Here is an 18,528-nt window from a genome sequence, read left to right on the forward strand (position 1 = left end):
ACCTACTTATTAAGTTGGGTGGTTAAGCCCAATGGGCGGGCTTAACCAATGTTAGGGTTGCCTATGGATTGTCAGCATTTCTAGGATGCCCGCCATGGTGCGGCGCAGCTGGCTGGTTTTGCATTTCCTGCTGGCGTGCTTGTTGGGCTTCCATTTGCCGTTGCTGGATTTCTTGCTGGCGGGCTTGTTGGGCTTCCGCTTGCCGTTGCTGAATTTCCTGCTGGCGGGCTTGCTGGGCTTCCATTTGCCGTTGCTGCATTTCCTGCTGGCGGGCTTGCTGGGCTTCCATTTGCCGTTGCTGGATTTCCTGCTGGCGGGCTTGCTGGGCTTCCATTTGCCGTTGCTGGATTTCTTGCTGGCGGGCTTGTTGGGTTTCCATTTGCCGTTGCTGTATTTCCTGCTGACGAGCCTGCTGAGCTTCCGCTTGCCGCTGCTCAATGGCCTGTTGGCGGCGCAATTCCTGTTCTTGTTGGCGCGCTTGTTGGGCTTCCTGTTGCCGTTGTTGCATTTCCTGCTGACGGGCTTGCTGGGTCTCTGCTTGCCGCTGCTCAATGGTCTGTTGTCGGCGCAGTTCTTGTTCTTGCTGACGCGCCTGTTGTGCTTCCATTTGCCGTTGTTGCATTTCCTGCTGACGGGCTTGCTGGGCATCCATTTGCTGTTGCTGGATTTCCGGCTGGCGGAGTTGTTGTGCTTCCGCTTGCCGTTGTTCAATGGCCTGTTGTTGGCGCAGCTTCCGTTCTTGCTGACGTGCCTGTTGGGCTTCCATCTGCCGTTGTTGTATTTCTTGCTGGCGTGCTTGCTGACTTGGCTGCTGGGCTTCCGATTGCCGCTGCTCAATAGCCTGTTGGCGACGCAATTCCTGTTCTTGTTGACGCGCTTGTTGGGCTTCCATTTGCCGTTGCTGGATGTCCGGCTGACGCGCCTGCTGGGCTTCTACTTGCCGCTGTTCAATGGCCTGTTGGCGACGCAGTTCCTGTTCTTGCTGACGCACCCGTTGTGCTTCCAGCTGCTGTTGCCGGATTTCCTGCTGGCGTGCTGGTTGGGCTTCTAGCGGTTGCGGTACATTTTGTCCCTGTTGGTTTTCAATCGGCGTTATGGTGCCGCCAACGGTTGGGTTTGCTTGCCCGCTACCTTGGCGCGGATGTTTTCTGCCTTGATGTCCGGCTTGTGGGTTCTGAAAACCATTTTGCCCAACCGTTTGAGGGTCGGCATTGTCTGCAACAGGGGCTATACCAGGCACATTTTGCGGTGCTGGGTTGGCAGTTGCATCTATCGTGGTAGGCTGTTCAACATTGTGCGCCTGACCATGCTGTCTTCCCGCACGTGGATGGTTGTTGCCTTGGTCGCCGCCAAGCGGTTGGGTTGCACCGTTTGCAGGTGGTTCGGAAGGCTTGTTGTTTTCAGCGTTGACTGGCTGGAGATTGCCCGCCGATTGCTGTCCGTTCATTCGGCCTGGCACGTTGCTGTGGTGCGGCTTGCCCGCTTCAGGGCCTGCTTGAATGCGTTCACGGTCGATATTTCGGGCGATTTCTTCATTACGCTGTGTGTCATGGGCTGCCAATCCACCCAAGTTGTGCGGACGGACGATTTCCACCGTATCGCCAGCGCCGCCGCTTTGCTCGTGGTGATGTTCCTGGTGTCCACCACCGTGGTGGTCGGGCGATTGTTCGGTAATCACGGCTTTAATAGGGCGGACCGGTCTGCCGGTGACGTGTTCAATGTCACGCACAGGAATACCGGGGTTGACGATGTTGTTGTTAATTACCGTCACGTTGTTGATGTGCTGGGTGACGTTAATAATGTTGCGGTTATACGTTTGCGCAACGATATGGTGGTGGATGTGCGGGCGGTCAAAGTCGTGTTCGCGCACGGCAATCCAGGCATCGTCGTGCAAATCCCGGTCGAAATTAAAATAGCTGAAGTTGAGGCCGATGCGGGGTTGCCAAACCACATTGGGCGGCATGGGTGCCCAAGCGGCATAACCGCCACCCGAACGCCAGAATACCCAAGCCGGTGCCCATGTGGTGCCGGGTACCCAAACCCAGCCGTAATAATCATCCCACGCCCAACGTCCGTAGTGGAAAGGCGCCCAGCCCCAGTTGTAATCCGATACCCATAGCCAGCCGTAGTCGTCTGTGTGCGCCCAGTGTCCGTCGGTGTAAGGTCGCCAGTTTGCGCCGACATTGCTGGGATACCACACTTGTCCGTAGCTGGGGTGGTTGACCCAGTTTCCGTAAGGTGACAGCGCATCGACAAAAACACCCAAGTTGACATCCACGCGTACATCGGCGAGGACGGGCTGGGTGGGTGCGACAGGTAAGCTTAAGCTGGCCGCTAGCACTAACAGCGGCAATAAACGTATTCGGGGGCGTGAGTTCATGGGGCACCTTCCTAGAAAGGTAAAGGGAGAGATCAATCCGTTGCTTTTTTATCCTGGCAGCCATGCTAAAGACATTCGACTGAATGCAGCCTGAATACTTAATATAACTGCTTTTTTCTGATTAAACAGTATTTTACGTCATGTTAAGATATTGCCATTGATTGCAATTTAAAAATGATTCCAATAGACTGGATTTAACGAAACGGTGCAAAAGCGGCAATGTGCACCCAAATACAACACGGCTTATACCTCATACCCACCGCTATGGAAAAACTAGGCAAATTAAAATTCGGCAACGGCGGATTAGGCGGCTTCTTAAATAGCATCCAAACCCTTTTTGTCGGCTCGTTACGGGTGTGGTCCATCCCCATTGTGTTAATGCTTAGCGTGGCATCGGGCTTTACCACTTATTACGGTCTCTCGTATTTCATCACCCCGTGGATTGCTTTGGTCATTACCATTGCCATCCAATCCATTATCGTCATCTGCTCGCTCGAAATTGCCGGTATGCATTGGAAAGCCAATCCGTTCCGCTATTTGAGCGTGCTGCTTTCATTGTTGGTGGCCATTTCCGCGTCGATTACCTTTTCGTATTTTAAGTTTTACGAAGTGTCCGAAAGCCAAAGCTTGCAGATTAGCCGGATTAACGACATCCGCACCAGCGTCAATGGCTATCTTGGGCAACTGTTGGTGGTCAAAAGCCAGATTTTAAAAGCCCAAAATGCCGACTTGGATGCCGCCATGAAAGATGTCAGCCAAGCCTATTTCGGCACACATGCCGAAGTGCCGCAAGCGTATAAAAACATCGTTGGCGAAGGTCCGTTTTGGAAGCATTACAACCAGCGCTACCAAAGCAAAAAAGACCAGTTCACCCAGCTGGAAAAAGAATTTAAACAACTGGATGCCGCCATCCAAGGTTTGCAGGGCAGCCTAAACCAATTGGAATTCGACACCGAAAATAACTACCGGAAAGTACTGTCGGGTTTGCAAGACGTGCAAATGAAATTTAACCAGCTAGCGACCAATGCCGGTGTCAGTGTGCCGCCACCGTTGGTGTTGATGACTTATGGGCAATTCTCGCAAGGCGTGACACCGTCGTTTGCCATGTGGAACAATTTCTCGTTGTTTGCTTTTGTGTGTGCGGCAATGGTCGATTTTTTCACCTTTCTGCTGTCTTACCGGTTGGAATCAACCGCACCTGGCCCGTTAAGCGAAGAAGAGCAGGAATTGGCTTTTGAATGCTTGCGGCAGTTTTCTGATTTTAGGATCAACAACAACGACGAACTGGAAATTGTCATCGAAAAAACCGATCTGGAACGCGCCCGCCGCTATTCCGACTGGTCGCGCATGTTTGCCGTCGGCTTTCTGTTAAGCCGTGGTTTCCTTAGAAAAATTGACCAACGTTCGGTTGAGTTTGCACCTAATCTTTACCCGCTGATTGCTGAAAAAATGAGCGCGAAAATCCGCGAACTCAAAGCCCAAGCGGCTGCCGAACAAGCCAACTCCTAAAGGTTACATTATGAGTCACGCAACCTCTTCAATAGATAATTGGCTGGCAGGGTTTGGCAGCACGGAAAACAGCCAAGATATTTGGGATCCTGGTTTTGATGGCGAACGGCGTCTTGTGATCAGTTCGCTTGGGGTCTACAAACGCGTGTTTGCAAGGCCGCAAAATTTTACGCCTTTGTTTTTCCATCGCATTTACCCGCTGCTAATCGAAAACTGGCAACTGAGTTTCGACACGCCGTTGTATGGTGGATTCTGCACCTTGACTGCCGAACTGCATATCATCTTCCAAGCTACGATTGCCTTCGCCAAGCGCAACATTGAAGCGGCACCCGATTTTAACGCCCACATCAAGGCGCATTTCCAGGGCTTGGTTGAAGATATTGTGCGTGCCGAGTTGCTTAAGATTAATGACTGCCAATGGCTGGAAAACGGCTTGGCGGCGACCGAAAAACAAATTGCCGCTGCCATCAACGAAATCCTCATTACCCGCGCCATCCAGTGCCGGACGCATTGCCTATTAAAACCGACGTTTGCCGAATTGACCGAAACCAGTGGCATTGATGAACGGTTCAGCCATTCAGCCGTTTATCTGCAGGTGATGAAAAAAAACTTCGAGTTCCGCCAGCAAAAAGACGCTGAACTGTTTATGCAACAAGAAGCCTCAGAAAAGCGCCGCGTGGAACATCAGCAAGCTTTATTGGAAGTTATCAATTGGGAAGCTGAGCTGGAACGCAAAAAACAAATCCTCGCCGCCGAAGCCAGCCAACGCGAGCTTGAGCAGCAAAAAAGCCTGAATATCGAACAGTTTGCCATCCAATACGGGCTGCACCGCGACCAAGTTGACCATGAGAATGAACTGAAAGCCTACGAACAGCAAAAAGCCGCCGAGTTGTTGAAAGGGCAGCAGTTGATCCAGCAACAAACCGAGTTGGATATGCAGGCCAAACAGCTTGAACACGATTTGTTACTGAAGAAAAAGCAACGCGAAGCCGAATTGCAATGCTTTGAGCAAAATCGCCTGCAATTGCTGCAAGCGAAGGAGCAGGAAGAGCAAATCAAACAATTGGAAATTCAGGCCAAATTGAAAGAGGAAGAAATCCAAGAGATTGAACGCCTAAAGCTGGAAGAACGCTTGGAGGCCGAAAAAATCAACCATCAAGCCCGAATTATGGAAATGCAAATGGCAGCGGAAATGCAAGCTTTGGAAATTCGCGCCGAAGCCACGCAAAACAAAGATAAGTTTTTACGACGGGAAATCGAATGGCTGGTGTTGGACAAGCAACGCGCCGAGTTGACCCGCGCCATCAAAGCCGCTAACCAAGACATCCAAAAACTGGATGAAGGCAATGTCAAGCGTATGCTTTAAAGGGCGCGTTTAGTTTAAAAAGGCAAGGTCAGCGTTTATTTCAGCGTTGCAAAATAAGCGGAAATCTCTTTCATATCTTGTTCGGATAAACTGCCCGCCACACCTTGCATTTGTCCGTTTTTGCGGGAGCCAGATTTAAAGTTTTTTAACTGGGCAATCAGGTAGTCGGCGTTTTGGCTGGCTAGTCTTGGAATTTGCCCATTACCTTTGCCTTCTGCGCCATGACAGCCCAAACACATGCCTGCTTTGGCCTGGCCTTCACCAACAGCTGTTTTGGTTGCGGTATTTTGGAGTTCCAGTTTGGCAAAGTGTGCGGCTAGGCCATCAATCTCTTCGGGGTTGAGCTGGTTCGCCATGGCTTTCATGATGGGGTTGCCGCGCTGACCGGTGCGGAAGGCATTGAGCTGTGCGCCCAAGTAGGCGGCTTGTTGGCCTGCTAAGTTTGGGAGTTGGCTATTATTGCTGATGCCTTGGAAACCGTGGCAGGCTGAGCAGGTGGTGGCTTTTTTCTCGATGCTTTTGTTGTCGGCACTGGCGTTATGGCTTACCAGTAAGCTGGCGGAAAAAATGCTTATTATTATAAAAATGGCTGGATTGTTCATGGTGGTACTTCCTCGTATTTGATGGCTTTCCCTATGACTTATAGTTGTTTTGCGTAAAATAATAAGTGATCTGGTTAACATTATTTTAATTTACTAGGAATCAAAATGCATGACGGGAACGCTTTGCCGCCTGTACCTGCGATTGGCGTAGGGGCGGTGGTTTTTAATCGCGATGGGCAAGTATTGCTAATTAAGCGCAATCAAGCACCTGCTTGCGGATTTTGGTCAATACCCGGTGGCAAGCAGGAGGCGGGGGAATCGTTGGCGGAGGCTTGTTGTCGCGAGGTTTTGGAAGAAACCGGTGTGGCGGTCACTTTGGCCAGCATTATTGCGGTCGTGGAACGTCGTACAGAAGGCTTTCATTATGTGATTATTGATTATCTGGCCTATCCGGTTGATAAAGGTGATATTGTTTTGATTGCCGCCACGGATGTGGCGGAATCGGTTTGGGTCAGCCCAAACCTGTTGTCCAATTATCAATTGGTGCCGGGTCTTGAAGACATTGTCTTGCGTGCCAGTAAGCTGGATACGCTGGGTCGGGTTGCGGGTTTGCAGGCCAGCAATGTTCTGGCTGGTGATTATATTTTGCCCTTACCTACAAGTGAAAGCGACCGTCCAGGCAGATAAGCTTCCGTTTATACAATTAAAAAATCTGTTGCGCTTAGGGTTGGAATGCCTGTCAATATAACGAATGTGATGGCTGCCCCCGCACCATTGCCATCGGCATCGTAAGATAAGCTCCCCGTTGTTGTGTTGTAGATTAGGTTGTCATTGGCATCGAGCGCCATTGCGCTAGCACCGGATACCAGCCGCCCGGCGGCAACAGGACCCATGACGACAAATTTTGTAAAGATGGCGTTATCCAATTGGATGGTGTCTGTGTTGATGCTAAAGTCTTTGATCGTATCGATATTGCCCGCACCTAATGCGCTATTAAAAACAAATTGGTCGTTACCGGTGCCGCCAGAAAGGATGTCGGCATGTGTGCCGCCAAAAAGCGCGTCGTTTCCGCCGCCACCATTCAGCGTGTCGGCCCCTACATTGCCGTACAGGTAATCGTTGCCGCCTAAGCCAGACAAAACGTTACGGTGGTTATTGCCTTCCAAGGTATTGTTTAAGCTGTTGCCCGTGCCGTTTGGGTAATTGCTGTCAATGCTAATGTAATTGAGTAGCCGTAAGTTTTCGACGTTATCGCCCAATGTGGTTGTCACGGTAGAGGTCACCAAATCAATACCGCTATCGCTCTCTTCAATGACAATGTCGCCCAGATTGTCCAGGCGATAGGTGTCATCACCCAGGCCGCCTTCCAGGGTGTCTGCGCCTAGCCCGCCGTTTAGCGAGTCGTTGCCGTTATGCCCCCAGAGCTTGTTGTTGTCATCCGTGCCAGTGATGGTGTCGTCACCGGCTGAACCATAGGCGTTTTCGAACGATGTTAAGGTTTCTTGGATACCGTCTATGAGGGCTTTTTGGTTGGTGAGGTTAATCGTACCGCCCACAAGGCTGAACTGATAGTCAACGGTGTCATTGCCTTCGCCGCCATTCATGGTATCAGTGCCGGAGCCGCCTGATACCCAATCGTCATCGCCGCCGCTATTGATGGTGTCATTACCGTTACCGCCCCAGAGCTGGTTTGCCGCCGCCGATCCTGTGATGGCATCATCGCCGGCTGATCCGTAAGCATTTTCAAAAGATATAAAAGTTTCCCGTATGTTATCGATTTGCGCGACTTGAGCGGTCAGATTGATGCTGCCGCCCATCAGGCCATATCGGTAATCGACGGTATCATTGCCGTTGCCGCCGTCCATGGAGTCACTGCCCAGTCCGCCTGATATAAGGTCGTCACCGTCACCGCCATTCAGGGTGTCATTGCCGTTTTCGCCTGACAGTATGTTGGCTCCATTGTTGCCAGTAATGGTATTGTTTAGGCTGTTGCCTGTGCCGTTAAGATTGTTTGTACCCGTTAAGCTGAGGTTTTCAATGTTTGCGCCGAGCGTTAGGCTGACATTCGATTGGATGGTGTCTGTGCCACTGTTAGCTGCTTCTGTAATGTTATCGCCCGTATTATCCACAATATAAGTGTCGTCACCTGTTCCACCTGACATTTGGTCGGCATCTTGACCGCCATTTAGCCAATCATTGCCGCCTTCCCCCCATAGCAGGTTGGCTGTGGCTGACCCCGTTATAATATCGTCACCTGCTGAGCCATAGACGTTTTCGATCGAGATTAAGGTGTCTTGCACACCCTCTATTTGTGCTTTTTGGTTGGTTAGGTTGATGGTGCCGCCGACAAGGCTGTAACGGTAGTCGGCGGTGTCATTGCCGCTGCCGCCGTCCATTATGTCGCTTCCCAGTCCGCCGCTGAGGCGGTCATCGCCGTCACCACCATTTAGGGTGTCGTTGCCATTTTCCCCAGACAAGACGTTGGCGCCACTGTTACCGGTGAGGGTGTTGTTTAAGCTGTTGCCTGTGCCGTTAAGGTTGCTCGCGCCTGTTAATATAAGGTTTTCAATGTTGGCGCCGAGCGTTAGGCTGACACTGGATTGGATAGTGTCCGTACCGCTGTTGGTGGCTTCGGTAACGCTATCGCCAGTATTGTCAACGATATAAATGTCGTCACCTGTACCTCCAGCCATTTTGTCAGCACCCAAGCCGCCGTCCAGCAAGTCATTGCCGCCTTCTCCCCATAACAGGTTGTTGATGTCCGAACCTGTGATGGTGTCATTGCCTTGAGAGCCATAGGCGTTTTCGAATGAGAAAAAAAACTCCTCAACACCGTCTATCAATGCTTTTTGCAAAAGTAGGTTGATGCTGCCACCTATTAAGGCAAACCGGTAGTCGACCGTATCGTTACCGTTGCCGCCGTCCATAATATCTTTGCCGATGCCGCCAGCAATTAAGTCGTCGCCGTTATCGCCGTTCAGTAAGTCTATACCTTCGCCACCATCCAGCATGTCATTGCCTTCGCCGCCGTACAATCCGCCGCCTAACCCCGAATAGTCATCGCCATTGCCGCCATAGAGGCTGTCGTTGTTATTACCGCCCTGAATAAAGTCAATGCCGTTCTCGCCATACAGGATGTCATCGCCATCGCCACCGTCTAGGGTATCGCCATCTTCACCACCGTAGACGGTATCATTGCCGCCGCCTGCAGCCATTGAGTCACGCCCTGCGCCGCCTTCAAAATAGCTAACACCGTTGCCATCAGCCACCATCACATCGGAGCCATTGCCGCCATAAAGTTTGTCGTTGCCGTTGCGGCTGAACAGGTTGTCATCACCATCGAAACCATATAATTCGTCATCGACGATGATGCCGTTGTCGGGGCCGTCGCGGACGGTGTCATTACCACTGGTGCCATTGTAAATTGCCATTAATGTCTCCCAATTAAAAATTATGGTGGGTGAGGATTTTCCATGGATGCAAAAAATGTATGCGGCATATGCTAATGATAGCACCAAAAGAATACCAATACCGATTTTGGTTATGAAGCTAAGGCATAAATTAAGCTAGCGAATGCCGATGTTTGTAAATCTTGTTTGGGATGGGTTTAGGTTTTACCGTGCTGAAAAATCGGGCTGCCAAGTAACAAGCTTGTCGGAAGTGTTACAATACCTGCATCGATATTTGTCCGCGATGCTGATGTGCCTCAGCACAACCTCTCAACCTGCAACTCCAATAACTAGGCGGAACACTTGCCGTGCCAGGAGTTGCACGCACCTGATTGATTAAATGCCGTTAGCCACACAATTTACTTTACCGCTGCCTTATTTTCCTGACAGTGCCTCCTTGTTTTCAGGGCTTGCCCAACAGACGTGGGCGGTGTTTTTAGACAGCGGTTATCCCAAATCCAGCCAAGGCCGTTTCGATATTCTTGCCGCTGAACCGGTTTGCACCTTAATCTGCCACGGGGATAGCACTGAAATTTCCTGTGCAGGCGTTAGCCGTACCGAAACAGCCGATCCCTTTGTGCTTTTGCAGCAACAACTTCAACAGATCATGCCTGTCCACGGGTTGCTTGCCGATGCCGATGAGTTACCGTTTCGCGGCGGTGCTATCGGTTATTTTGCTTATGATTTGGCGCGCCGTATTGAAAAGCTGCCGGTACTGGCGTTGGATGCCGAGAACATTCCTGATATGGCGGTGGGTATTTATGATTGGGCGGTAGTGGTTGACCATCAGCAACAGAAAAGCTATCTGACCGGTTTTTGCGAAGCCACTAAACGTGACTGCCTGCTGGCCTTGTTCAGTGCTTTGCCGGTAAAAGCCGCTGGTGAAAACTTCCAGGTGTTGGGCGATATTACCGCCAACATGGATCGTGAAACCTATAAAAATGCTTTTGCCCGCATCAAGCGTTACCTTAAAGAAGGCGATTGTTATCAGGTCAACCTTGCCCAACGTTTTTCCGCCCGTTGCCAAGGCGACTCGTGGCAGGCGTATCTTAAGCTGCGCGAACTGAATGCCGCGCCATTCAGTGCCTACCTTAATTTGCCCGGGGTACAGGTGTTAAGTTCGTCGCCGGAGCGGTTTTTGAAGCTGTCGCAAGGCTGGGTTGAAACTAAGCCCATCAAAGGTACGCGCCCGCGTAAAAACGACGCGGCGGCAGATCAGCAACAAATCGAACAACTGCAAAACAGCCCTAAAGATCGCGCCGAAAATTTGATGATAGTCGATCTGCTGCGTAATGATTTGGGCAAAACTTGCCAAAAAGGCTCGGTCAGCGTACCCAAGCTGTTTGCCGTGGAAAGCTATGCCACTGTACACCATTTGGTGAGTACGGTAGCGGGCAAATTGTCCGACGACCAAGATGCAGTTGATTTGCTAAAAAGTTGTTTTCCAGGCGGTTCCATTACCGGTGCGCCTAAAATCCGCGCCATGGAAGTGATTGAGGAGCTGGAGCCTAACCGGCGCGGCGTTTATTGCGGTGCGATTGGTTACCTGGGATTTAATGGCAATATGGACACTAATATTGCCATACGCACCTTAGTGCATTCCGAGGGTACTGTCCGTTTTTGGGCAGGCGGCGGCATCGTCAACGATTCAGTGGCGGATGAGGAATATCAGGAATGTTTCGATAAGGCCGCTGCGATGTTGGCGGTGTTAAGGCAGCTGAGCGTGTAACCATGCTGGTCGTCAAGCTGGGCGGCAGTTTGGTCAATGCCAAACGTTTGCGGGATTGTCTGGAACGCTTGCAAGAAAAATATCAGGGCAGGGCGGTGGTTTTGGTTCCTGGCGGCGGCGCGTTTGCCGAGCAAGTGCGCTTGGCTCAACAGCAATGGCAGTTTGATGACCGTACCGCCCATGCGATGGCCTTGTTGGCTATGCAGCAAATGGCTTTGTTGATTCATGGTTTGAAGCCGTGTTGGGCGATTGCCAAATCGGCACAGGAAATCCGGCAGCTGGTTTCGCCAACGCAGTGGTTGGTTTGGTCGCCGGATATTGCTGAATTGGATCAGGCTGGCATTGCCGCCAGTTGGGATATTACGTCCGATAGTTTGGCGGCGTGGCTGGCAGGTGCATTGTCGGCACAAGAATTGTTGCTGATAAAAGCCGCGCCGGTCGATGCGAGTTTAAGCGCCGGGCAATTGGCGGCGCTGGGTTTGGTCGATGCGGCCTTTTGTGGGTTTGTCCGGCAGGCCGCTTACCGTATAAACGTTATGGCTGAGGCGGATTTGTAGCCGGGGTTGCGGGTTCGCCAACCTGCAAAATAGTAAACAGCGCATCATGGTCGGACATCATTTTGCCGTTTTTCAGCGGTCGGGTGTCCAACAGCCATTGTTCGGCAGAAAATGGGCAAGGACCGCCTGCCAAAATATGGTCGATGCGTTTGTCGGGATGCAAAGCGGGTTCTACCGTGGGCGAATGCGCCAGCGTGTAGGCGTTTTGCAATAACGGCGGTTGCACATCGGTGCCGCTAAAACGGCGGTAGCGTTCAGTGTCGGCAGTGGTGTTGAAATCGCCGGTGACAATAACCGGCATGGCTTTTGCCAATTGCGTGATGCGCTCGCGGAACAAGGTGGCGCTGGGTTCTTTGTTGACGCTGGCGTTATCGAAATGACTGTTGACGAAAAGGAACGTAAAGCCGCTGCTTTTGTCCCTCAGTAACGCCCAATTGGCGTAGCGGATCATGGACAGGCGGCGGAAACCCAGCGACATCGGCAATTCGGGCGAGTTGCCCAACCACAGTTGTGCGGCATCCAATGGTTCGAAACGCGCGGTTTTGTACAATAAGGCCGAATCGCCGTACTGGAATCCGCCTAAATGGTAACTGACCAAGCTGTATTGCCCCGCGTCAACAATGGCATGGATGGCATCGTCTTCGCCCATTTCTTGCAAGCCCAACAAGTCGGGCTGGTAACTGGCGATACGTTCGCGGATTTCTGGCAAGCGTACCGACCAAGGCAATTCATCTTTACCGGTCGAACCGCCACGAAATGTCGCCGCCAACGATTCAATCACTGCCGATCCGTACATCACGTTAAAACTCATCACCCGCAACGGTTGGGCGTGGCAATTTTGCGCCTGCACTTTGCTGGCGTCAGGTAAAGGCCGTGCAAAACCACCGCCTGTATAAGCGGCAACGGTTTGCCAGCCCTGTTGGCGCAAGAGTACAAACAGCAAGGCCAATAAGGCGAGCAGGGTGATGGCGATACGTTTTAACCAAGTGAGCATGGGGTTTTCTCAAAATAGGGGCAATGTTTTACCGGTTATATTGCCTTAAAGCGCGGGTCTTGGGAATTCATTGCTAAGCAAAAGCTGTACCTTATTTTTCCGGTATTCAGGCTTTGTTAATCGCCTGCTTGCTTCAATGTCGATCGGTCCTTGCTTAACAGGCATGTGCTAAATGTCTGTATACTAGCGGGTTTGTGTCCGCGCCCGATAATTTCCGCAGCTTTGCCAGGTATTCGGGTGTCTCTGTTTTTGCTAGGGTATTAAGGGGTTGGCGCCCTGTTTGCCCGTTTCTTCAAAATTTATTTCATTAAGGCTTTGCTATGAGAATTTTCTCTTTTGCGCTATTGGTTATTTTGCTCAGTGGCTTGCTGGCGTGGCTTGGTAACAGGCCGCAAGATGCGGGGTCTGATGTGCCACATGGCAAGCTGAACAGTTTGTCGTTCGCGCCGTATTGGGATGGTCAGACGCCTTTTGACAAAACTTACCCTAGCGTTGAACAAATCGCCACCGATATACAGTTGATGGCAGAGAAAACCCATACCATCCGCACCTATGCCAGTGCCGAAGGCAATATGCCGGCGATTCCTGAATTGGCGAAAAAATACGGCGTGGCGATGTTGCAAGGCGCTTGGCTTGGTCCGCTTGACGCTAAAAACAAAGAAGAGGTTGAAGCGCTGATCCGTGCTGCCAATGCTTATCCTGATGTGGTCAAACGTGTCATGGTGGGTAACGAGGTGTTGTTGCGCCGGGATTTGAAAGCCGACCAAGTCGTCAAATATATTCGCATGGTGAAGGCGCAAGTGAAGCAGCCGGTGTCTTATGCCGATGTGTGGTCGATGTATTTGCAGCATCCTGAACTGATTAACGAAGTTGATTTCATCACTATCCACATTTTGCCGTATTGGGAAGATGAGCCGATTTCCGTCGAGCAAGCACCTGCGCATATCGAGCGTATTTATAAGCAAGTCCGCGAATACGTGGATACGATTGCCCCAGGCAAACCTATTTTAATTGGCGAGTCAGGCTGGCCTAGCCAAGGCCGCCAACGGGGTGGTTCTGTTCCGGGTGTGGTTAACGAAGCCACATTTGTCCGCAACTTGCTACAAGTGGCGAATAAGAATGGTTTTGACGTCAATATTGTCGAAGCGATTAACCAATCTTGGAAAAGCGCCTTGGAAGGCGTGGTGGGTGCCAATTGGGGCTTGTTTGCGGCAGACCGCACCGAGGTGTTCCCGTTGACCGGGCCTGTGCAGGAAAAGGCACGCTGGCCTTTCGAATGGCTGGCTGCCAGTTTGTTGTTGGTGGCAGGATTGTTGGCTGGCAGGTCTAAATTGGAAGGGTTGGCGACATCCAAAGCATTGGCGATGGTGCTGTTCCTGCAAGTTTTGACAGGTTTGCTGGTGACACAAGGTTGGTTTTTGTGGGTGACGAGTTATACCTTTTGGCAAAATTTGCTGACATTGGTTGTGTTGGCGGCTAATGCTGTCTTTGGTTGGTTGGCTTGGCAGCAAGCCGGTGATGCTTTGGCGGGGCGTTCGGTAGTGGGTGATAGAGGCCGTTATTTGTACAGCTTGTATGTGTTGCTGGTGGGATTTGCTGTGTTCAGAACCTTTATGATGTCAATTGATGGGCGTTATATCAGCTTTCCTACACCGCAGCTGTCGATCATGATAGCGGCTTGTGTGGCATTGGTGGGCGTCGCTTATGCCAAGGGCTTACGTGGTAAAGCCGTTTTGGTGTTGGATAATGTGGTCGGCAATAGCGATGAAGAAAGCAACGGCAAGCAAGACCGTATGCTGGGTTGGGTTTTGCTGTTTACCGGCGTGGCTTTATGTTTTGGCGAAACCTACGGCTATGTGGTGGCACATGATTTGATTGTCGAATATCCCGATTTTGCCGAAAGATTGGGCAAGTCCTTATCGTTTACTTTTGGCAACGGGCAATTGCTGATGTGGTTGTTGGGTTTAGGTTTTTTGGCGTCGCCGTTAGTGAATAATGCTAAACCCGACGTTGCCGCCTAAGGCTAAAAGCCTATCCTGTCATGGCGTAAAAATAAAACTTTGCGTCCCTTTACAATGGCTTAAGCATTCCCTGCCATGATTTTGGAAAAAATCATCTGCCACATCCATCGGCATTGGTTAGCCGTGTTGCTGGTGGTTTGTGGCTTGCGCATTGGCTTTTTGTTTGCCAATGGCCTCGACTTAATTGGCGATGAAAGTTATTACTGGGATTGGAGCCGACGACCGGATTGGTGCTATTACAGCAAACCGCCGATGGTGGCTTGGCTGATCGGCATTTTTACCGGCATAGGCGGTTCTACTACCGAAGTGGTGCGCCTGCCCGCCGTGCTGTTAAGCACGGTTTTTCTGGGCTATTTCTACGCCACCGCGCGCGCTTTTTATGGCGATAGAGCCGCTGCTGTGGGCTTGCTGCTGATGTTGGTCATGCCGTTTAATGTGTTGGCAAACTTGCTGATGACGATAGACCCGCCCTTGTATGCCTTTTGGATGATGGCGTTGTACTATTTGCGCCAAGCTTTGTTTGATGGCAAGCAGCAGGCTTGGTTGTGGGCTGGGTTGGCAACCGGTGCGGCTTTGCTAAGCAAGCAGGTCGCCTTGTGCTTGCCTTTGCTGTTGCTGGTCTTTTTGGTGCAAGACCCGTTGCGGCGGCGGTTTTTGGCGCGTGAGTTTTGGCTTTACCTATTGCCGGTCGTGCTTTGCCTGATACCGCTTTGGCTTTGGAACCAGCAACACGATTGGGTGATGTTGGGGCATAGCAAAGGCCATTTTGGTGTGAAGGAATCCATCACCTTGATTCAACGCATAAAACAAGCCTTCGAATTTTTGTTATACCAATGCCTGCTGGCTACACCGGTGATTTTTGTTTTGGCGGGTATTGTCAGTGTAAAAAAAGTGTTGGGTTTTTCCCGCCAATCTGCGGAAACGCGCTTTTTATTGCTGATGGGGCCGGTGTTACTGTTGGCGGTGCTGTTATTGAACGGCTTGCAGAAAGTGCAGGGCAATTGGCCTATACCGTTTTACTTTTCGACACTGCTTTTGCTCTGCGGGCAATGGCAGGCAGGCCGCTGGCGTAAAACACTGGATGCGGGTTTGTTGGTCGGTGGGGTGATGGTGGTGTTGATGTATCTGATGCCTGTGTTGATGCCAAAACTTGTACCCGCCCTTGGTTGGCAAAACACCCAACTTGATCCAACCGCCAGAATGCGTAATTGGCGCGAATTGGCGACCCGTGTGGAAGCTATCAGGCAGCGTCCGGATCTGGGAAAGTCTTTTTTGCTGGTTGATGCGCATCGTTATCTCGCCAGTGAATTGGCGTTTTATTTGCCAGACCAGCCCCGTGTATACCGTTTTGAAGGCAGCGGGCAAGTGGTGTCGCAGTACGAAGTTTGGCCGGGGCCTATTGCGGAGTTGTCTAAAAACGCGCTGATTGTCAGCGAACAAAACACCCGCCAATTGTCGCCAGTACTCATGTCCGCGTTTGCAAAAGTAAAGCTTGTGGGCGAAGTGGCTTTGCCCGATAACAGCAAACACTATTATCTGTATTGGGGTGAAAACTTGTTGGCTTGGTCTGTGACCCCAATACCTTAAATCAGGAATCCAATGACCCTAAACCTATTAGAACACCGCTGGCGCGAATTGTTGATTGTGCTTGTCTTGGCCTTGCTGACCACGCCGGTTTTTTGGCTGACCGATTTGGATTTGCGTGCCGCCCGATGGTTTTATTACCCAGCAGCGGGTGAATCGCCGTGGCCTATCCAACAATTTTGGTTGTGGCAGATTTTTTACCGCTATGCCTATGGTTTTGCTTATACCGTTGCGATAGGTGCATTATTTGTGGCGGCTTTGGGATATGGCTTGGCAATTTTTAAGCCTTGGCGCAAACCCGCGCTGTATATTTTGCTGGTGACGGCCTTAGGGCCTGGCTTGGTGGTCAACTTGGTCTTTAAAGACCATTGGGGCCGGCCAAGACCCGTACATATGACGGATTTTGGTGGAGAATATCAGTATGTGCCGCCGCTAAAAATAGGTGATACTAAAGATAAATCATTTACTTGCGGGCATTGCTCGGTTGGTTTTATCGCTTTTGCCTTATATTTTTTGGCGCGTAAACGTAAGGTTTGGTATTTAGCGTTAACGATGGTATTGGGTTTGCTGTTGGGTTTGACGCGCATGTCCGCTGGCGGGCATTTTGTCTCGGATATATTGTGGTCGGGTTATTTGGTGTTTTTAGTGGCTTGGCTGCTCTATTACGGCTGGTATGCCCGTGGGGAACAGGCTAGCGCAAGCTAGCCTGTTGGCAGGTTTAGCCAAACAGTTTGCTGACCGTCAGTAGCGTGTTGTAAATGCCCCAGCCCAGTGGGATGAGTACACATGTCCACGCAAGGATAACCCACGCTATCGGGCTGCTTTTTCCAATATTGGTGCCATGCTGGCCTGAACGCGGTTTGTCGGCAAGCAGTTGTTTTTCTGTCTCAGCTTCTTCGGCATTCATAAACCATTTGTCGGCTACCGGACGGATCAACAAATTGCAGAGCAAGCCCACCATCAATAAGCCGCCCAAAATCATCATCGTTTGGTTATAGACTTGGTCGCGTGGTGTGCCCAGGCTGAGTTGGTAATCGCGCATATAATTGACCACAACGGGTCCCAAAATGCCTGCCGTTGCCCAAGCCGTCAGCAAGCGTCCATGGATGGCGCCCACCATTTGTGTGCCGAACAAGTCCGCCAAATAGGCCGGAACGGTTGCAAAGCCGCCGCCGTACATGCTTAAAATGGCGCAAAACGCCGCGACAAAAGCCAATTTGTTGCCGGTTGCGGCAATCGCCGGAATGCTGAAATAGAGCAGGCCGCCCACGATAAAAAACACGCTAAAGGTCAGCTTCCGGCCTAGCTTGTCCGACAAGCTGGCCCAAAAAAAGCGCCCGCCAATATTGAAAAGGCTGAGGATGGCGGTAAAGCCAGCGGCGACTGCTGCTATCGCTGTCAGTTCACCTTTATCCAATTCGTTAAACGGTTTGGCTATGCCTAACAATTGTCCGCCAAACACTTCCTGCAACATCGGTGATGACATGCCGATCACGCCAATACCGGCGCTGACGTTCATGCATAACACCAACCACAACAACCAAAATTGTTTGATTTTGAAGACGTTCTTAACGTGAACGTTGTGGGAAGTCATCATTTTTTTGTGGGTGCCAGGGGCGGGCGGTGTCCAGCCTTCGGGTTGCCAGTCGCTGGCTGGAATGCGGTAGCCTAAAGCACCGGACATCATAAAAATGAAATAACCTGCTGCCATCACCATAAACGTTTGCATAACACCCACATCCGTGGCGGTGGCAAAATGCTTCATCAGTTGTGCAGCCAAGGGCGAGCCGATCATTGCGCCGCCGCCAAAACCCATAATCGCCATACCGGTTGCCATGCCGCGCCGGTCCGGAAACCATTTGATAAGCGTTGATACTGGTGAAATATAGCCAAGCCCCAGACCAATTCCGCCAATGACGCCCGAGCCGAGCAACATCAGCCAAAATTGGTGCAGATAAATCCCTAAGGCCGATAGCAACATGCCGCCGCACCAGCATAAGGCGCTGACCACGCCCGCTTTCCGGGGGCCGGCATGTTCCAGCCAGCCGCCAAAAATGGCGGCTGATGATCCCAGAAAGACAAAAAATAGAATATAGATCCAACCTAAGGTGGAAACTTTCCAGTCGCAATGGGTGATGAACAGCTCTTGCCAGAAGCCAATATCAGGGCTGCAGGCCAAGCTTTCTTTAATACCAATGGCTTTTGACAAGGGCAGCCAAAACACCGAAAAGCCATAAGCCATACCAATGCATAAATGGACTGCCAAGGCCGCTGGCGGCACTAGCCAGCGGTTAAAGCCCTGTTTGGCAATGGTCTGTTCTTTGCTTAAAAAGCCTAATGAGGCTCTATTTTGCATGGTGTACTCCAAAAAATAAAATTGCAGCTAGTATTATAACT

13 protein-coding genes are annotated in these 18,528 nt (G+C 51.1%); 8 read left to right on the plus strand and 5 right to left on the minus strand.

What is annotated here, in order from left to right:
- Positions 1-61: 61 nt before the first annotated feature.
- Complete coding sequence (locus ACYQ1O_RS10510) at positions 62-2,380, minus strand: DUF6600 domain-containing protein (RefSeq protein WP_459991639.1); 2,319 nt, start codon at positions 2,378-2,380, stop codon at positions 62-64.
- A gap of 264 nt (positions 2,381-2,644) precedes the next feature.
- On the opposite strand from ACYQ1O_RS10510, the gene ACYQ1O_RS10515 reads away from it, so the two are divergent.
- Both ACYQ1O_RS10515 and ACYQ1O_RS10520 read left to right on the plus strand, forming a co-directional pair.
- Entirely contained in the window at positions 2,645-3,889 is a 1,245-nt protein-coding gene (locus tag ACYQ1O_RS10515) for a hypothetical protein (RefSeq protein WP_459991852.1), read from the plus strand.
- 10 nt (positions 3,890-3,899) lie between these two features.
- Entirely contained in the window at positions 3,900-5,255 is a 1,356-nt protein-coding gene (locus ACYQ1O_RS10520; RefSeq protein ID WP_459991640.1) for a coiled-coil domain-containing protein, read from the plus strand.
- 35 nt (positions 5,256-5,290) lie between these two features.
- On the opposite strand, the gene ACYQ1O_RS10525 is transcribed toward ACYQ1O_RS10520, so the two are convergent.
- Complete coding sequence (locus ACYQ1O_RS10525; RefSeq protein ID WP_459991641.1) at positions 5,291-5,857, minus strand: c-type cytochrome; 567 nt, start codon at positions 5,855-5,857, stop codon at positions 5,291-5,293.
- Between the two features lie 105 nt (positions 5,858-5,962).
- Between ACYQ1O_RS10525 and ACYQ1O_RS10530 the strand changes: the two genes are divergently transcribed.
- Positions 5,963-6,484, plus strand: coding sequence for an NUDIX hydrolase (locus ACYQ1O_RS10530; protein ID WP_459991642.1), 522 nt, complete (start codon positions 5,963-5,965; stop codon positions 6,482-6,484).
- 8 nt (positions 6,485-6,492) lie between these two features.
- Here ACYQ1O_RS10530 and ACYQ1O_RS10535 read toward each other — a convergent pair whose 3' ends face one another.
- The gene (locus ACYQ1O_RS10535) at positions 6,493-9,228 is read right to left on the minus strand and encodes a beta strand repeat-containing protein (RefSeq protein WP_459991643.1); all 2,736 of its coding nucleotides are present in this window, start codon (positions 9,226-9,228) and stop codon (positions 6,493-6,495) included.
- Positions 9,229-9,586: 358 nt separating this feature from the next.
- Between ACYQ1O_RS10535 and pabB the strand changes: the two genes are divergently transcribed.
- Positions 9,587-10,975: an aminodeoxychorismate synthase component I gene (gene pabB / locus ACYQ1O_RS10540; protein ID WP_459991644.1), complete on the plus strand. Its 1,389-nt coding sequence runs from the start codon at positions 9,587-9,589 to the stop codon at positions 10,973-10,975.
- 2 nt (positions 10,976-10,977) lie between these two features.
- The gene (locus tag ACYQ1O_RS10545; protein ID WP_459991645.1) at positions 10,978-11,532 is read left to right on the plus strand and encodes an amino acid kinase family protein; all 555 of its coding nucleotides are present in this window, start codon (positions 10,978-10,980) and stop codon (positions 11,530-11,532) included.
- On the opposite strand, the gene ACYQ1O_RS10550 is transcribed toward ACYQ1O_RS10545, so the two are convergent.
- Positions 11,510-12,526 (minus strand): endonuclease/exonuclease/phosphatase family protein, encoded by a 1,017-nt coding sequence (locus ACYQ1O_RS10550; protein WP_459991646.1) that lies wholly within the window; start codon positions 12,524-12,526, stop codon positions 11,510-11,512. The genes ACYQ1O_RS10545 and ACYQ1O_RS10550 overlap by 23 nt on opposite strands.
- A gap of 320 nt (positions 12,527-12,846) precedes the next feature.
- Between ACYQ1O_RS10550 and ACYQ1O_RS10555 the strand changes: the two genes are divergently transcribed.
- From ACYQ1O_RS10555 to ACYQ1O_RS10565, 3 genes are all read left to right on the plus strand, one after another.
- Complete coding sequence (locus ACYQ1O_RS10555) at positions 12,847-14,547, plus strand: glycoside hydrolase family 17 protein (RefSeq protein ID WP_459991647.1); 1,701 nt, start codon at positions 12,847-12,849, stop codon at positions 14,545-14,547.
- Between the two features lie 75 nt (positions 14,548-14,622).
- Positions 14,623-16,134: a glycosyltransferase family 39 protein gene (locus ACYQ1O_RS10560; protein WP_459991648.1), complete on the plus strand. Its 1,512-nt coding sequence runs from the start codon at positions 14,623-14,625 to the stop codon at positions 16,132-16,134.
- 12 nt (positions 16,135-16,146) lie between these two features.
- Positions 16,147-16,836, plus strand: coding sequence for a phosphatase PAP2 family protein (locus ACYQ1O_RS10565; protein WP_459991649.1), 690 nt, complete (start codon positions 16,147-16,149; stop codon positions 16,834-16,836).
- 13 nt (positions 16,837-16,849) lie between these two features.
- Here ACYQ1O_RS10565 and ACYQ1O_RS10570 read toward each other — a convergent pair whose 3' ends face one another.
- Positions 16,850-18,487, minus strand: coding sequence for an OFA family MFS transporter (locus ACYQ1O_RS10570; RefSeq protein WP_459991650.1), 1,638 nt, complete (start codon positions 18,485-18,487; stop codon positions 16,850-16,852).
- Between the last annotated feature and the right edge of the window lie 41 nt (positions 18,488-18,528).

Source organism: Methylosoma difficile (genome assembly GCF_054657615.1).

What these genes read in the sequence shown, in the direction of transcription:
- ACYQ1O_RS10510 (WP_459991639.1), bottom strand. Translation starts at nt 2,380, where the DNA reads ATGAACTCACGCCCCCGAATACGTTTATTGCCGCTGTTAGTGCTAGCG.
- ACYQ1O_RS10515 (WP_459991852.1), top strand. Translation starts at nt 2,645, where the DNA reads ATGGAAAAACTAGGCAAATTAAAATTCGGCAACGGCGGATTAGGCGGC.
- ACYQ1O_RS10520 (WP_459991640.1), top strand. Translation starts at nt 3,900, where the DNA reads ATGAGTCACGCAACCTCTTCAATAGATAATTGGCTGGCAGGGTTTGGC.
- ACYQ1O_RS10525 (WP_459991641.1), bottom strand. Translation starts at nt 5,857, where the DNA reads ATGAACAATCCAGCCATTTTTATAATAATAAGCATTTTTTCCGCCAGC.
- ACYQ1O_RS10530 (WP_459991642.1), top strand. Translation starts at nt 5,963, where the DNA reads ATGCATGACGGGAACGCTTTGCCGCCTGTACCTGCGATTGGCGTAGGG.
- ACYQ1O_RS10535 (WP_459991643.1), bottom strand. Translation starts at nt 9,228, where the DNA reads ATGGCAATTTACAATGGCACCAGTGGTAATGACACCGTCCGCGACGGC.
- pabB (WP_459991644.1), top strand. Translation starts at nt 9,587, where the DNA reads ATGCCGTTAGCCACACAATTTACTTTACCGCTGCCTTATTTTCCTGAC.
- ACYQ1O_RS10545 (WP_459991645.1), top strand. Translation starts at nt 10,978, where the DNA reads ATGCTGGTCGTCAAGCTGGGCGGCAGTTTGGTCAATGCCAAACGTTTG.
- ACYQ1O_RS10550 (WP_459991646.1), bottom strand. Translation starts at nt 12,526, where the DNA reads ATGCTCACTTGGTTAAAACGTATCGCCATCACCCTGCTCGCCTTATTG.
- ACYQ1O_RS10555 (WP_459991647.1), top strand. Translation starts at nt 12,847, where the DNA reads ATGAGAATTTTCTCTTTTGCGCTATTGGTTATTTTGCTCAGTGGCTTG.
- ACYQ1O_RS10560 (WP_459991648.1), top strand. Translation starts at nt 14,623, where the DNA reads ATGATTTTGGAAAAAATCATCTGCCACATCCATCGGCATTGGTTAGCC.
- ACYQ1O_RS10565 (WP_459991649.1), top strand. Translation starts at nt 16,147, where the DNA reads ATGACCCTAAACCTATTAGAACACCGCTGGCGCGAATTGTTGATTGTG.
- ACYQ1O_RS10570 (WP_459991650.1), bottom strand. Translation starts at nt 18,487, where the DNA reads ATGCAAAATAGAGCCTCATTAGGCTTTTTAAGCAAAGAACAGACCATT.